Origin of the sequence: Kitasatospora purpeofusca (genome assembly GCF_000718025.1) — a bacterium.
Lineage (GTDB): Bacteria > Actinomycetota > Actinomycetes > Streptomycetales > Streptomycetaceae > Kitasatospora > Kitasatospora purpeofusca.
On the sequence record NZ_JODS01000028.1, the window covers coordinates 94372 to 109556 of the forward strand.

The following is a 15185-nucleotide window of genomic DNA, read 5'->3' on the forward strand; positions in this document are numbered from 1 at the left end:
CCGACGGGCGACCCCCGTCGGCCCCGGCGGCCCCGGCGCGTCAGGCCGGCACCGCGCCCCGCCGCCGGGCCCACCGGACGGCGGGGCCCATGGCGAGGCCGGCGCCGGCGAGCAGCGCGCCGAGGGCGGCCCAGCCCACCAGGCCGTGGCCGATGACGGCGGTCGAGACGACGGCCGGGCCGATCATCAGCGCGGCGGACATGCCCGCGTTGAAGACACCCTGGTAGGCGCCGTGCGAGCGCTCGCCGGCCAGGTCGTAGCTGAGCGCCCAGGTGCCGGCCTGGCCCAGGACCTCGCCGACCGCCTGGAGTGCCACGCCGACCAGGACCACCACCGCGGCGAGCGCGGCGGGCGTGCCGTGGGCGAGGCCGATGACCAGGCAGGAGGCGGCCAGGATCAGCCCGGAGCGTCCGCAGGCCCGGGCGGCGGCGGTCGGGTGCTCGGTGCCCCGGGTCGCGCGGACCTGGAACGCGATCACCAGCACGGTGTTGACGATCAGGGTGCCGGCCACGGTGATCCGGGGCGCGTCGGTCTGCTGGACGATCCACAGCGGCACCCCGACCTCCAGCATCGCGAACTGCAGGGCGAGCACCGAGCCGAGCGCGGTCACCACCAGGAACGGCCCGTCCCGCAGCGCCGGGTTGCGCCCCCTTCCCCCGGCCGAGCCGTTCTCGACGGGCTTGCTCGCCTCGACCGCCTCGGCCGACGCGACACCCGACCACCCCGGCACCCGCAGCCGCTGGAACATCACCGCGACGGCCAGGTACGAGGCCGCGTCCGCCAGGATCGCCGCCAGATAGCCGGCCCGCGAGTCCACCTGGAGCGCGATCGCGCCGACCCCGGTGCCGAGGCACAGCCCGACGTTGGTCACCACCCGCAGGTAGGCCCGGCCCGCGACCCGCTTGTCGGCGGGCAGCACCTCCGCGTACAGGGCGTTGCGCACGGCCGCCGAGCCCCGGTCGGCGGCGGCGACCAGGCAGGCGAGCGCGACGAACGCCGGGTAGCCGTCCACCAGGGTGTACCCGGCGGTGCCGAGGCCGGTGAGGGCGACCAGCGCGACCAGGACCGGCCTGGACCCCCAGCGGTCGGCGGCGCGTCCGGCGGGGACACTGGCGAGCACCCCGCAGAGCCCGGCGGCGGTGAGCGCGAAACCGAGCCGACCGGCGCTCAGCCCGAGGAAGCGGGTGAAGAACAGCACGCCGACGGAGAGCGAGAGGCCGCTGCCGACCGTGTTGAGCAGGGTGATCCGGGCGAGCCTGCGCACCGTCGGGTCGGGGTGCAGCAGGCGGGACGCCCCGGAGGCGGGGAGGTCGGAACTCGGCGCGGCGGTCGCCGCCGGTGCGGTGGTCATGGTCACGATCACACCCCGCCGCCGCCGCTCGGCAGTAATCATTTAGGCTCAGGCTAAAACCAGCAGCGCACGGGCGGCACGGACACGTGCCACGGACGTGCCACGGACGCGCGGCGACGCGGACGGGAACAGGGAGCGGGGGTCGCGTGCACCGGTTCAAGCTCGGCCTGGCCGACCTCGCCACCACCTGGTTCGCCTGCTCCCCCGTCCAGGAGGCCGCGCTCAGCCTACGGATGTGGACCCACCCCGGGTACTTCCCCCTCCAGTCCGCCGCCTTCGAGCGACTGCGCCCCGCCTTCGAACGGCTGGACTCCGCACTGCTGCTCTCGCTGGTCTCCGTGCACCGCTGGATCCCGGACTTCCTGACGCCCCGCCCGGCCACCCCCTGGCCGGACTTCCGCACCGAGCTGGCCGCCGTCCGGGCACTGCCGCCCGAGCGGCTGCGACCCGAGCTGGAGCAGACCTTCCTGCCCCACCACCAGTCGCTGCCCCCACTGCTCGCGGCGGGCCTGGCCGACCCGGCCCGGCTGCTGGCGCGGATCGCCGACGCGCTGGAGGAGTACTGGGAGTGCTGCCTGGCACCGGGCTGGTGGCCGCAGGCCAGGGCGGTACTGGAGGCCGACCTGGTCTACCGCTCCCGGGTGCTGGCGCAGCAGGGTGCGGCCGCGCTGTTCGCCGACCTGGACCACCGGCTGCGCTGGACGGACGGGCTGCTGTCGGTCGACCGCCGCTGGAAGCAGTGGGACGGGGAGATCACGGTGGACGGTCGCGGGCTGGTCCTGGTGCCGACCTTCTTCGCCCGGGGCGCGATCACGATGATCAGCAACGACCGGGCGCCGCAGATCAGTTACCCGGCCCGGGGGCAGGCGGGGATGACCGCTCCGGCGGCGTCGGCGACCCCGCGCGCGCTGGAGCAGTTGCTCGGCGCACCGAAGACCCGGCTGCTCGCGCTGCTGGCCGAGCCGGCCAGCACCACCGACCTCGCCTACCGGCTGGGGGTGACGCCGGCCGCGATCAGCCAGCATCTGGCGGTGCTGCACCGGACCGGGCTGGTGAACCGGGCACGGCACGGCCGTTCGGTGCTGTACAGCCGCAGCCCGCTCGGCGACGAGCTGTCCGGCCACCCGCGCCGGGGCTGACGGCCCCGGCCCCGGCCCGCCGAATTCGATCAACTCGCCAGTGGTACAGACCTGTTGACGCATTGGTCTGTACCTCCTACAGTGCCCCATGCTGCGTCCCCCACGACGCGGGCACCGGTCGACCACGCACCGACCCCAGCACCCGACCGGGCACCACCAGGCACCACCAGGCACCACCGGGCTCCACCCGCACGGTTCTGCGCCACCCTGTCCAACCCCACAGTCACAGGGAGAACCATGTCCGTCCGATCCCGCACGCGCCGAGACCAGGCGCGCCGCACCCGCCGCAGACTGCTGGCGCTGCTCTCCGTCCTGCTCCTCCCCCTCGCCGCGATCACCGCCCTGGCCACCCCCGCCAACGCGGCCGGCAAGCTCACCGCCGCCTTCACCACCGAGAACAACGGCTCCTGGTGGAAGGGCACTTACATCGTCCGCAACGACAACACCACCGCCGTCAACGGCTGGACCCTGGAGTTCGACCTCCCGGCCGGCGTGACCGTCCAGAACAGCTACAACGGGACCGCGACGGTCAACGGCCGCCACGTCACCGCCGTCGCCGCGTTCTACAACGCCAACGTCCCCGCGGGGAAGACCACCGAGCCGTACAGCTTCTGGTTCGTCGCCAACGGCCCGGTCGGCACGCCCACCGGCTGCCGCATCAACGGCGACAAGTGCGACGGCAGTTCGGACGTCCTGCCGTCCGCGCCCGGCACCCCCGCGGTGACCGACGCGACGGCCCACACGCTCGCGCTGAAGTGGCCCGCCGCGACCGGCGGCGACTTCCCGGTGGCCTCCTACGACGTGCTGAACGGCAGCACCGTGGTCGGCGGCAGCACCACCACCGACGCCGTGGTCACCAACCTCACCCCGGCGACCAGCTACACGCTGACCGTCCGCGCCAAGGACACCCGCGGCAACCTCGGCCCGGCGAGCGCGCCGGTCACCGCCTCCACCTTCGACCCGGCGACCGACCCGACGCCGCCCACCGCGCCCACCAACCTCCGCACCACGGCGGTGGGTTCGAGCGACGTGACGCTCGCCTGGAACGCGGCCACCGACAATCTCAAGGTCGCCGCGTACGACGTCTACCAGGACGGCGCCCTGGTCCGCACGGTCACCGGCTCCACCCTGACCGCGACCGTCGGCAGCCTCTCCCCGTCCACCGCCTACACCTTCACCGTCAAGGCCAGGGACGGCGCGGACAACGCCTCGCCCGCCACCGCACCGCTGAAGGTCACCACCTCCGACCTGGTCGGCGCCGGGAAGTACGCCCGGGTCGGCTACTTCACCCAGTGGGGCATCTACGGCCGCCAGTACTTCGTCAAGAACCTCGACACCTCGGGCAGCGCGGCCAAGCTCGACGTCATCAACTACGCCTTCGAGAACATCGACCCGGTCAACCTGACCTGCATGGCGGGCGTCACCAAGGGCACCACCGCCGACCCGCAGGACCCGGACCAGGGCACCGGCGCGGGCGACGCCGACGCCGACTACGCCCGCCCGATGAGCGCCGCCCAGTCGATCGACGGCGTGGCGGACGACGGCTGGGGCAAACTGCGGGGCAACTTCAACCAGTTGAAGAAGCTCAAGGCGAAGTACCCGAACCTGAAGGTCGTCGTCTCGCTGGGCGGCTGGACGTACTCCAAGTACTTCTCCGACGCGGCGGCCACCGACGCGTCCCGGCAGAAGCTCGTCAAGTCCTGCCTCGATGTGTGGATCAAGGGCAACCTGCCGGTCTACAACGGCGCGGGCGGCGACGGCGTCGCGGCCGGCATCTTCGACGGCATCGACCTCGACTGGGAGTGGCCCGGCTCGCCCGACGGCCACGCCGGCAACCACTACAGCGCCAACGACAAGGCGAACCTGACCCTGCTGCTGGCCGAGTTCCGCAAGCAGCTGAACGCCCTGGGCGGCTCGCACAAGCTGCTGACCGCCTTCACCCCGGCCGACCCGGTGAAGATCAACCAGGGCTGGGACCTCTCGAAGATCTTCAACTACCTCGACATCGCCAACGTCCAGGGCTACGACTTCCACGGCGCGGGCAGCGACAACTCCTGGGAGCCCAACCGCACCGGCCACCAGGGCAACCTCTACCAGGACGCCCAGGACCCGTACGCCAACCACTTCAGCGTCGACGCGGCGGTCAAGCCCTACCTCGACGCCGGGGTCAACCCGCGCAAGCTCACCATCGGCCTGGCGTTCTACGGCCGGGGCTGGCAGGGCGTCGCCGACGGCGGCGTCAAGGGCGAGTGGCAGAGCGCGACCGGCGCCGCCCCCGGCCAGTTCGCCGAGGAGGCCGGCACCCGCGGGTACAACAACCTGATCACCACCTTCCCCAACCTCGCCGTCTACCACGACGAACAGTCGGTCGCGACCTACGGCTACACCGGCGCCGGCGGCCAGTGGTGGACCTTCGACGACGCCTGGTCGATCGGCAAGAAGACGGCCTACCTGAAATCGAAGGGCCTGCTCGGCGCGATGATCTGGGAAATGACCGGGGACACCCCCGGCGGCACCCTGATCACGGCGATCGACAACGGCCTCAAGTAGCACGCCGACGGACTCGAACAGCACGCCGAGTCCACGTACGCCGAGTCAGCACACGCCGGGTTCGGCGGGTACCCACCCGCCGAACCCGGCGTCACCTCAGCGCGAGGCCAGGGCCGCGAGGCGGCGGGCCGAGCGGTACTGGCGGATCACCTGGGCGAAGGTGGTGTGCCCCTGGGTGGTGCGGGCGAAGGCCCGCCAGGCCGGGTCGACCAGGCAGACCGCCGCGTGGAACAGGTACGGCCGGCGCTCGAAGGCGGTCAGCATCTGCTTGCCGGCCCGCATCTCCACCCCGAGACCGGCCTTGATGGCGAAGGCGTAGTTCAGCGCCTCCCGGCGCACCTCTGCCGCCGTGCCCGCCTCGGCCACCTTGACCGCCCACTCGCCGGCCAGCCGGCCCGAGCGCAGCGCGTAGGAGATGCCCTCCCGGGTCCACGGCTCCAGCAGCCCGGCCGCGTCGCCGGCCACCAGCACCCGGCCGCGCGACAGCGGCGAGTCCTCGGCCCGGCAGCGGGTCAGGTGCCCGGACTCCACGCTCGGCCGGAACCCCGCGAGGCCCAACTGCTGGATGTAGTCGGCCAGGTACTGCTTGGTCCGCTCGCCGTCCCCGCGGGCCGAGATCACCCCGACGGTCAGGCTGCTGGACTCGGTCTTCGGGAACACCCAGCCGTAACTGCCGGGCAGCGGCCCCCAGTCGAGGTGGATCCGGCCGGCCCAGGCCGCGGCCACCTCGGCCGGTACGGGGATCTCCGCCTCCAGGCCGAGGTCGATCTGGTCGAAGGACACACCCACGTGCCGGCCGATCCGGCTCGCGCTGCCGTCCGCGCCGACCACCGCGCGGGCCTCGAAGCTGCGCCCGTCGGCGGCCGTCACCAGCGCCGTACGGTGCTCGCCGCCGCGCTGCTCGACCCCGGTGACGGTCACTCCGGTGACCAGCACCGCGCCGGCCTGCTTGGCCGCCTGCACCAGGCGCAGGTCGAACTCGTCCCGGTTGACCAGGCCGAACAGCATCCGCTTGGACCGCCGGGTGCGGGTGAACCGGCCGCCGTACGCGAAGGTGACGGCGTGCACCCGGTCCTGGAGCGGCAGCTTGAAGTCCGGCGGCAGGCTGTCCCGGGACGGCCCGATGATGCCGCCGCCGCAGGTCTTGTACCGGGGGTGCTCGGCCTTGTCGAGCAGCAGCACGCGCCGGCCCTGGGCGGCGGCGGCGTGCGCGGCGGAGGAGCCGGCCGGTCCGGCACCGACCACGACGACGTCCCAGACGCCGTCCAACGGGTCCAACGGGTCCAACGGGTCCGGCCGGTCCGGCCCGGCGGCCTCGGCGTCGAGCGGGCTACGAGAATCGGGGCTTCCGGAGTCAGTCACGGGCAACAATCCTATGCGGCCGCCTCCGCCGACGTGGGCCGCACCGCACCGAACGCGCGAACGAATCGTGACCGGACCGGCCCGCACCGGCCGCGCGGACGGGGCCGGGCACCGGTGCCGGGCCCCGCTCCCCCCGGGGCCGTCCGTTCGTGTCCGCCTATGATCGGCGTTACCCCTCGTCAACGCCGTTCGCCCGAAGCACCCCCCGGACGGACCACCCCTACCCGGAGCACACCCGATGCCGCAGCAGCCCCTGGCCGACGCCGTCCGGTCCCTGATGGACCGCGCCCGCACCGACCTGGCCGAACTGGTCGCCTTCCGATCGGTCGCCGATCCGCGTCAGTTCCCGGTCGAGGAGTGCGAGAAGGCCGCCCACTGGGTCGCCGACGCCTTCACCGCCGAAGGCCTGACCGGTGTCCGACTGCTCGACACCCCCGACGGCACCCAGTCCGTCTACGCCGAGCTGCCCGGCCCGGCCGGCGCCCCGACCGTCCTGCTCTACTCGCACTACGACGTCCAGCCGCCGCTGGCCGAGGACGAGTGGCTGAGCCCCGCCTTCGAGCTGACCGAGCGCGACGGCCGCTGGTACGGGCGCGGCGCCGCCGACTGCAAGGGCAACATCCTGATGCACCTGACGGCCCTTCGGGCGCTGCGGCAGGCGGACGGCGGCTACCCGGTCGGGCTGAAGATCATCGTCGAGGGCTCGGAGGAGCAGGGCACCGGCGGCCTGGAGCGCTACGCCGAGGCCCACCCCGAGCTGCTCACCGCCGACGCCATCGTGATCGGCGACACCGGCAACTTCGCCGCCGGCCTGCCCACCGTCACCGCCTCGCTGCGCGGCATGACCGTGGTCGACGTGTCGGTCCGCACCCTCGCGGGCAACCTGCACTCCGGCGCGTTCGGCGGCGCCGCGCCGGACGCCCTCCAGGCCCTGGTCAAGGTGCTCGCCTCGCTGCACGACGAGCACGGCGACGTCGCCGTGGCCGGCCTGACCACCGATCAGACCTGGACCGGCGTGCAGTACCCGGACGAGCAGTTCCGCGCCGACGCCAAGGTGCTGGACGGGGTCGCGCTCACCGGTACCGGCACCGTCGCCGACCGGCTGTGGGCCCGCCCCTCGGTGACCGTCCTCGGCATCGACGCCCCGCCGGTGGTCGGCGCCACCTCCTCCGTGCAGTCCTTCGCCAAGGCCTCGGTCAGCCTGCGCGTCCCGCCGGGCACCGACACCGGCGCCGCCCAGGAGGCGCTGGTCGCCCACCTGGAGGCCCAGGTGCCGTTCGGCGCTCAGGTCACCGTCGAGCGCCAGGGCAACGGCTCCCCGTTCCTCGCCGACACCTCCGGTCCGGCCTACGAGGCGATGGGCGAGGCGATGGCCGAGGCATTCGGCACCCCGATGGTCGCCTCCGGCGAGGGCGGCTCGATCCCGCTCTGCAACACGCTGCGCACGCTCTACCCGGAGGCCGAGATCGTGCTGATCGGCGTCGAGGAGCCGACCACCCAGATCCACGCGGTCAACGAGAGCGTCGACCCGCTGGAGCTGGAGCGGATGGCCCTCACCGAGGCGCTGTTCCTGCGCCGCTACGCCGAGCTGCGCTCGGTCTGACCCCTCCGAACCCCGGTTGCGCGGGCCGCGCCGTCCACCACGACGGCGCGGCCCGCGTCACGTCCGCCGCAGGCGGCACGGGCCCGCCTCGCGTCCCCGTCACGCACCTCGGGCCCGAGTCACCACCGGGCAGGTCCTCCCCGCACGCCTGCCCCGCGCTGCCGCACGCCCGCGCGTCCCGGGGTGGCCGCGCCCCGCTCACACTCCCCGCACCACCCCGTTCCACCTGTGCGCCGTCGGCCGCCACCTCCGCGCCGCCCGTACCCCGGCCGCACCGGCCGCCCGGTCCGCACCACCCCGGACCCCCGTCACCGCGGCCCGGGCCAGCGCCCACCCGACCGCGCCGACCGCGAGCCCGGCCCCCGCCCCGAAGCACAGCTCCCCCACCAGCCCGCGCCGCAGCGGAACGAGCCGGTGCACCACCCCCGCCGCGGTGGCCGCGCCCAGCACCGCCGCGCCCGCCCGCCGGGCCCGGCCGGACAGTTCGACGGCCGGCCGGACCGGCTCCACCGACCGGGCCGCCCGCACCGCGTACCCCGCCACGGCGGCCAGCGCGGGCGCCGAGGTGCCGTACTGCAGCACCTCGCACAGCGGCGGCCCGCCAGCGACCGGCCGCCCCAGCGCCGGGAACAGCTGGACCCCGGCCCGGTCGTGGTGGGTGAAGGCGTCCCAGCCGACGTGGCTCGCCGCGCCGACCGCCGCCGAGGCCGCGAACCAGGCGAGGTCCGCCCCGGTCGGGCGCCCCCGACCGGCCCGGCGGACCGTCAGCGCCTCGGCCGCGCCGGACCACGGCGGCGGCAGCAGCGCGACCAGCGGCCCGCGCACCAGCCCGTGCCAGCCCGCCACCAGCCCGGCCGCGAGCGCCACGTCCACCGTCGGCACCCCCCACCAGCGGTGGGTCGCCCCGCCGTACCGGTAGACCCCGGGCAGCAGCGACTCGGCGAAGAACGGCACGTCCGGCGCCATCGAGCCGGCGACCAGCGCGGACGCGACCAGCGGCCCGCGCTCCCCCGCCAGGCGCAGCAGGGGCAGGACGGCGGCCGGGTGACTCAGGGTGAACGGCATGGCTCCATCCTGCCGCGCCCGGTCACGGCCGCCGCACCCGCCCCGCACGGCTCGCCCCGCCCACCACCACCCACCGGGCACCGTTCCCGGAACGCCGAAGCGGCCGGCCCGGCCGAGGACGCCGGACCGACCGCTCCCACCGACCCTGCCGCCGGACCCCGGGCCCGACCTGCCCCGGGCCGGGCCCGACCAGCGGGTCCGCTCAGGCCGCGTCCGCCGTCGACGCCAGCCCCACCCCCGCCCGCCGCCCGGCCTCCAGGTAGCGCAGTTCCCCGCAGCGCCGGGCGTCCAGCGCCGCGGCGAGCCGCCGGTAGCGCCCGGGCGGCAGCAGCCCGGAGGCCTCCTCCAGGCTGACGAAGCGCCAGCTCCGCAGCTCGTCCTGCTGGAGCAGCAACCCCTGCCGGGCGGTGGCGTCCAGCAGGCCGCCGTCGTAGACCAGGCGCAGCCCGCCCCGGCGCGGGCCGGTGCGCGGCTCCCAGTCGACGGCGAGCAGCCGCAGCGTGGCCGGGTCCAGCCGGAGGCCGAGTTCCTCGGCGGTCTCCCGCAGCGCGGCGTCGGTCGGCGCCTCGCCGCGTTCGACCACCCCGCCGGGGAACTCCCAGTCCGGCTTGTAGACCGGGTCGACGAGCAGCACCCGGTCCTGCTCGTCGAAGAACAGGACGGCGGCGGCCACGGTGTCCCCGGTGGGATCGGGGCTCTGCACGATCGGGCAGCGGGCCGACCCGTCGCCCACCAGCTGGGCGAGTCTGGCGGCGGTCTCCTGCGGGGTGAGTCCGGAGGTGTCGACGAGCCGGGCGTCCCGGCGCAGCCAGCGGCGGGCGGCGAGGTAGCGGGGCACGTGCTCCAGGCACCACTGCCGGATCCGTTCGCTGCGCTCGGGATCGTCGGGCACCTCCTCACGCTGGGCAATGCGCGCACGCAGGATCGTTTCTTCAGGGTCCAGGACGAGGTGGTGCACCGCGATGCCGTTGGAGGCCAGTGAACCGAAGATCTCGTCCCGGTAGTCCTCCCGCAGCAGTGTCATCGGGACCACCAGCGGCCCGGGCACCTCCCCGAGCAGCGCCGCCGCCGTCTCGGGGACGAGCCGCCGCCAGGCCGGCAGCTCCTGGAAGTCCGACACCGCCGCCATCCGGTCGGCCGGCAGCATCGCCCGCAGCCCGAAGCCGACCAGCTCGGGATCGAACAGCATGCTGCCGGGCAGCAGCTCCACCAACTCGCGACAGGCGCTCGTCTTGCCCGCCCCGAACGTGCCATTGACCCAGACGATCACTAACGTCCCCTGTTTCTCGACCTCCCCCGGTGCCGTTCGCACCGGGCGGCGCCCCCGTCAGCCGAACCAGCGCCACCCGAGGTGGTACCCGCGCCGCGCCGTTCCCCATACCTCCACGTCGGCCCGGCTCATGGCGGTTCCCGGTTCCGTTTGACAGCGGCATGTGCCCAGGTCAGAGGGCCTACCACGGGGCCGCTGCAACCCCCGCCGCGCCGGAGCGCACACCCCTGGGCACCGGAGTCCGGCAGCACGGCGCGCGCCCCCTCCGCACCTCGTACGCCCCACCGTCCGTACACCCCACCGTCCGTACGCCCCACCCCGCCCGGGGGCCGCCGGGCCGGGCCCGTGCTTGCCCATCGGCGGCCGAACGCATAGAGAGGAACGATGACCGCACCCAGTACGCCCGGCCGCGTCGTGGCCATCGGCTCCGTGAACATCGACCGCATCCTGCGCTGCCCCGTCCTCCCGGCCCCCGGGGAGACCGTCCTCGCGGCCGGCTCCGCCCAGGGCTTCGGCGGCAAGGGCGCCAACCAGGCCGTGGCGGCGGCCGCCATGGGCGCGCCGACCTGCCTGGTGGCCCGGGTCGGCGCCGATGCCGAGGGCCGGGCCGCACTGGCCGACCTCCGGGCGGCCGGAGTGGCGACCGACGCCGTGCGCACCGACCCGGACGCGCCCACCGGGCTGGCCGTCGTCCTGGTCGACCCGGCCGGGGAGAACAGCATCGTGGTCGTCCCCGGCGCCAATGCCCGGCTCACCGGCGCCGAGGTCGCCCGGGCGCTCGCCGAGCTCGCCCTGACCTCCGCCGACACCGTGCTGACCAGTGGCGAGGTGCCCGAGGAGTGCATCCGCGCGACGGCCTCCGCGTTGCCCGCCGGGCCGCGCTGGATCCACAACGCGGCGCCCGCGGGCGTCCTCCCGGACTGGTCCGGCCCGGGTCGGCGCCGCCCGCTCCTGGTCGCCAACGCCGTCGAGGCCGCCCAGCTCACCGGCCGGTCCGCCCACGCCGACGGGACCGCTGCCGCCGGGACCGACGGCAGCGACACCGACGGCAGCGACACCGCCAGGACGGCCGCCGCGCTGGCGGCGCTCGGCGACGGCGCGGTGGTCACCCTCGGCGCGGCGGGCGCCCTGGTCTCGGCGGGCGGCGCGCTCCACCGCATCCCCGCCCCCGAGGTGGCCGTCGTCGACACCACCGGCGCCGGCGACGTGTTCTGCGGCGCCCTCGCCGCCCGGCTGGCCCAGGGCGCGTCCCTCCCCGAGGCCGCCGCCACCGCCGTCGCGGCCGGCGCCTTCGCGGTCACCGCCCTGGGCGCCCGCGGCGCCCTCCCCCGCCCGGCCGACCTCACCGGCCCGGCCGCCCGCGCCTCCTGACCGCCCGCTCCCGAAGCACCCCCGGACCGGCGCCACAGACCGGCGCCACGGACCGGTGCCACGGACCGGTGGCAGAGACCCGCACCCACGGACCGGCGCCCGGACCACCGCGGTCCGAGCGCCGGTCCGGGCCGACACGGGCAGGCCTCAGGGCCGCCCCATGTGGGTCGGGTAGTAGCCGCTGCTGATCCCCGAGATCCGGATCAGCGTGCCGGGCCGGGCGGCCTCCACGTACTGGTTGTTGCCCAGGTAGATCGCCACGTGGTGGATGCCCCGGGCGGAGCCGTCGTCCGACCAGAACAGCAGGTCACCGCGCCGCAGCTGGGAGGCCGTCACCGGCGTGGTGGCCGCGTACTGGTCGTTGGCGACCCGGGGCAGCTCGATGTCGCCGCGCCGGAAGGCCTGCTGGACGAGGCCCGAGCAGTCGTAGCCGTCCGGACCGTTCCCGGCCGTCTTGAACGGCTTGCCCAGCTGCGCCAGCGCGAACTGCACCGCCGTCTCGACGTCACCGTCCGCCGCCGGGGTCGCCGGAGCCGCCGCGTCGGCCGAGGAACCGGACCCCGAGGCCGAACCGGAGGAGGTGTCCGACCCCCCGGTCCGCGCGAGGTAGATGTCGTAGTGCGTGGTCCAGCGCCACTGGCCCTGGCTGTTCTTGAACCAGTACCGCGAACCGTCCCACCCCTGGGTGATGCCCCCGGACGGGACGGTCGTCGGCGACGCCGAGGCGGCCGCGGCGGTGCCCTGGGCCGAGCCGCCGGTCCGCGCCAGGTAGACGTCGTAGTGCGTCGTCCAGCGCCACTGGCCCGCGCTGTTCTTGAACCAGTACCGCGAACCGTCCCACCCGGCGTGGGCCGGCGCCGGCTCGGCCGCCGCCGTCCCCACCCCGGTGCCGAGACCGATCACGCCGGCACCGGCCGCGATCACGGCCACCATGCCTATCCCCCGGCGGACCCGCGCGGCCCGCGAGGGTCGGGCGCCGCGCGCCGGCCGGGGGGAGGTGGTGGCAGTGGGCTGCCCGGTCGCGTCGTCGGCGGCACCCGGTGCGCCGGTGTTGACGGTCGTCATGCTGCTGTCTTCCTTCGCTGATCGCGCCGGTCGCACCGATCGTCTCGGTCGCGCCGAACGCTGGTCGCCAATCGCTGGACGCGGTGCGCGGGCCCCTGGGGACCCGGTCCGCGCCGCTTGTCACGGTAGGCACGCGTCCGGTCACAGCGCGCAGTGGAGTGCGCCAAAGGAAGGCTCACGGAAGGTGAGCGACCGTCACCCGACCCGGCGCCGGGTGACCGCCCGTCACCCGTGTGCCGTGTCCGCCAACAGCTGCTTCTTCAGCACCTTTCCCAGCGCGTTCCTGGGGAGTTCGGACACCAGCACCACCCGCCGCGGCCGCTTGTGGACCGAGAGCCGCGACGCCACGAAGTCCGTCAGCTGTTCACCCGTCACCGGACCGTCCGGCACGACGTACGCCACGATCGCCTGGCCGAGGTCGGCGTCCGGCGCGCCGACCACGGCGGCGTCGGCCACGGCCGGGTGGTCGCGCAGGGCCGCCTCCACCTCGCCGGCCCCGATCCGGTAGCCGCCGCTCTTGATCAGGTCGACGGAGGCCCGCCCCACGATCCGGTGGAAGCCGTCGGCGCCGATCACCGCGACGTCCCCGGTCCGGAACCAGCCGTCGGCGGTCCACGCCTCGGCGTCGGCGTCCGGCCGGTTGAGGTACCCCCGGAACAGGGTGGGCCCGGCCACCTGGAGTTCACCGACGCTCTCGCCGTCGTGCGGCACCGGCGCGCCGTCCTCGCCGACCAGCCGGGTGCGCACCCCGGCCACCGGCAGGCCCACGCTGCCCGGGCGGCGCTCGCCGTCGGCGCGGGTGGAGACGGTGATCAGCGACTCGGTCATGCCGTACCGCTCGATCGGGGCGTGGCCGGTCAGCGCGGCGAGTCGTTCGAACACCGGGACGGGCAGCGGGGCGCTGCCGGAGACCAGCAGCCGGGCGGAGGCGAGCCGGGCGGCCGCTTCCTGATCCGCCGCCAGCCGGGACCAGACGGTCGGCACGCCGAAGTAGAGGCTGCCGCCGGCGGCCGCGTACCCGGCGGGGGTGGGCCGGCCGGTGTGCACCAGCCGGCTGCCGGTCCGCAGCGCGCCGAGCACGCCGAGCACCAGCCCGTGCACATGGAACAGCGGCAGGCCGTGCACCAGGGTGTCCTCGGCGGTCCACTGCCAGGCGTCGGCGAGCGCGTCGAGGTCGGCGGCGACGGCGGAGCGGTCGATCACCGCCCCCTTGGGCGCACCGGTGGTGCCGGAGGTGTAGAGCACGAAGGCGGTCGCCGCCGGGTCCGGCTCGGCGTAGGTGGTGGCCGAGCGCTCGCGCAGGTCGACCGGCAGCCCGGCGACGCCGGCGTCCTCGGGCAGGGTGTCGCCGGCGGCGTGCGCCAGCAGGGCCGCGCCGGAGTCGCGCAGGATGTGCGCGCGCTCCTTGGGCCCGGAGTCGGGGGGCAGCGGGACCACCGGGACCCCGGCGAGCAGGCCGCCGACGACCGCGACCACCGTCTCGGCGGTGGACCGGGCGAGCACCGCGAGGGCCGGGGCGCCGGCCACCCGGTCGGCGACGGCCGTGGCCGCGCCGAGCAGCCGCTCGCGGGAGAGGCCCGGTCCGTCGGAGATCCGCAGTGCGTCGGCGGAGTCGCCCGAGCCGCCCCGAAGCGCCGTCAAGAGTGTCATGCGTCTGCCCTCGCCCCTGTCCACGGTGGGCCGGATGCCCACGGTCCGCTGCGCGCCGGGCCGCGGAGTGCACGGGGTCCACGGGATCCACGGAGTCCGCGGCGATCCGCGACCGGCGCCGCCGACCGACTCTACGGGCCGGGGCCGGTCACCCGTGGGCCAGGGCGAACGACGGCGCGGGGGCGCCCCCGGGAGTTCCCGGGCGCGCCCCCGCGCCGTCACCTGCCGTCAGGTCGGTGTCAGGCCTTGCGGGCCTTCACCTCGCCGGTGAGCTGGGGCAGCACCTCGAACAGGTCGCCGACCACGCCGTAGTCGACGAGCTCGAAGATCGGGGCCTCGGGGTCCTTGTTGACGGCCACGATGGTCTTCGAGGTCTGCATGCCGGCCCGGTGCTGGATCGCGCCGGAGATGCCGGCCGCGATGTAGAGCTGCGGGGAGACCTGCTTGCCGGTCTGGCCGACCTGGCTGCTGTGCGGGTACCAGCCGGCGTCGACGGCGGCGCGCGAGGCACCGACGGCGGGCGGCGACCTCCTTGCCCTCGCCGGAGGAGGTGACCAGCACCGCGGCCGCGTCGGCGGCCTTGGCGATCTGGGCCAGCGCGTCCACCTTCCTCAGCCATGATTCATTGCTCCTGATCGATCGTTGGATGCGCGAACGGGTGGGACTAGATGAACTTCTGGTCGGCGAGGAAGCCCGCGAGCGCCTTGCCGCCCTCGCCCTCGTCCTTGACGACCGTGCCCGCGGTACGCGCCGGACGCG

10 protein-coding genes and 2 pseudogenes are annotated in these 15185 nt (G+C 75.1%); 4 read left to right on the plus strand and 8 right to left on the minus strand.

Annotation, left to right across the window (positions count from 1 at the left end; genetic code table 11):
- Positions 1-40: 40 nt before the first annotated feature.
- Positions 41-1351, minus strand: a complete 1311-nt coding sequence (locus IF01_RS0131060) for an MFS transporter (RefSeq protein ID WP_157855394.1) — start codon at positions 1349-1351, stop codon at positions 41-43.
- Positions 1352-1497: 146 nt separating this feature from the next.
- Here IF01_RS0131060 and IF01_RS0131065 point away from each other — a divergent pair, with 146 nt between their 5' ends.
- The gene (locus tag IF01_RS0131065; RefSeq protein ID WP_030396922.1) at positions 1498-2490 is read left to right on the plus strand and encodes an ArsR/SmtB family transcription factor; all 993 of its coding nucleotides are present in this window, start codon (positions 1498-1500) and stop codon (positions 2488-2490) included.
- A 237-nt stretch (positions 2491-2727) separates the two neighbouring features.
- On the plus strand, positions 2728-5040 hold the full coding sequence (locus tag IF01_RS0131070) for a glycosyl hydrolase family 18 protein (RefSeq protein ID WP_051756542.1): 2313 nt from the start codon (positions 2728-2730) through the stop codon (positions 5038-5040).
- Between the two features lie 96 nt (positions 5041-5136).
- Here the strand turns inward: IF01_RS0131070 and IF01_RS0131075 are convergent, their stop codons facing one another.
- Positions 5137-6402, minus strand: a complete 1266-nt coding sequence (locus tag IF01_RS0131075; RefSeq protein ID WP_167349781.1) for a geranylgeranyl reductase family protein — start codon at positions 6400-6402, stop codon at positions 5137-5139.
- Between the two features lie 238 nt (positions 6403-6640).
- Between IF01_RS0131075 and IF01_RS0131080 the strand changes: the two genes are divergently transcribed.
- Positions 6641-8005 (plus strand): dipeptidase, encoded by a 1365-nt coding sequence (locus IF01_RS0131080; RefSeq protein WP_030396925.1) that lies wholly within the window; start codon positions 6641-6643, stop codon positions 8003-8005.
- A gap of 198 nt (positions 8006-8203) precedes the next feature.
- Here the strand turns inward: IF01_RS0131080 and IF01_RS0131085 are convergent, their stop codons facing one another.
- Positions 8204-9070: a DUF4184 family protein gene (locus IF01_RS0131085; RefSeq protein WP_051756544.1), complete on the minus strand. Its 867-nt coding sequence runs from the start codon at positions 9068-9070 to the stop codon at positions 8204-8206.
- Between the two features lie 202 nt (positions 9071-9272).
- Entirely contained in the window at positions 9273-10340 is a 1068-nt protein-coding gene (locus IF01_RS0131090; RefSeq protein WP_030396927.1) for an NUDIX domain-containing protein, read from the minus strand.
- 384 nt (positions 10341-10724) lie between these two features.
- Between IF01_RS0131090 and IF01_RS0131095 the strand changes: the two genes are divergently transcribed.
- Positions 10725-11711, plus strand: coding sequence for a PfkB family carbohydrate kinase (locus IF01_RS0131095; protein WP_030396928.1), 987 nt, complete (start codon positions 10725-10727; stop codon positions 11709-11711).
- 147 nt (positions 11712-11858) lie between these two features.
- On the opposite strand, the gene IF01_RS44475 is transcribed toward IF01_RS0131095, so the two are convergent.
- From IF01_RS44475 to IF01_RS47030, 4 genes and pseudogenes are all read right to left on the minus strand, one after another.
- Entirely contained in the window at positions 11859-12776 is a 918-nt protein-coding gene (locus IF01_RS44475) for a C40 family peptidase (RefSeq protein ID WP_051756548.1), read from the minus strand.
- Between the two features lie 225 nt (positions 12777-13001).
- Positions 13002-14426 carry an acyl-CoA synthetase gene (locus tag IF01_RS0131105; RefSeq protein ID WP_030396930.1) on the minus strand — a complete coding sequence of 475 codons (1425 nt, stop codon included), beginning with the start codon at positions 14424-14426 and terminating at the stop codon, positions 13002-13004.
- A gap of 239 nt (positions 14427-14665) precedes the next feature.
- Positions 14666-14944 (minus strand): annotated as a pseudogene (locus IF01_RS46085) (electron transfer flavoprotein subunit alpha/FixB family protein); the annotation flags it as partial.
- Positions 14945-15090: 146 nt separating this feature from the next.
- Positions 15091-15185: pseudogene (locus IF01_RS47030) on the minus strand (electron transfer flavoprotein subunit beta); the annotation flags it as partial.

Excerpts from the sequence above, each read along its gene's own strand:
- IF01_RS0131060 (WP_157855394.1), bottom strand. The coding sequence starts at position 1,351 with ATGACCACCGCACCGGCGGCGACCGCCGCGCCGAGTTCCGACCTCCCC.
- IF01_RS0131070 (WP_051756542.1), top strand. The coding sequence starts at position 2,728 with ATGTCCGTCCGATCCCGCACGCGCCGAGACCAGGCGCGCCGCACCCGC.
- IF01_RS0131080 (WP_030396925.1), top strand. The coding sequence starts at position 6,641 with ATGCCGCAGCAGCCCCTGGCCGACGCCGTCCGGTCCCTGATGGACCGC.
- IF01_RS0131085 (WP_051756544.1), bottom strand. The coding sequence starts at position 9,070 with ATGCCGTTCACCCTGAGTCACCCGGCCGCCGTCCTGCCCCTGCTGCGC.
- IF01_RS0131095 (WP_030396928.1), top strand. The coding sequence starts at position 10,725 with ATGACCGCACCCAGTACGCCCGGCCGCGTCGTGGCCATCGGCTCCGTG.
- IF01_RS44475 (WP_051756548.1), bottom strand. The coding sequence starts at position 12,776 with ATGACGACCGTCAACACCGGCGCACCGGGTGCCGCCGACGACGCGACC.
- IF01_RS0131105 (WP_030396930.1), bottom strand. The coding sequence starts at position 14,426 with ATGACACTCTTGACGGCGCTTCGGGGCGGCTCGGGCGACTCCGCCGAC.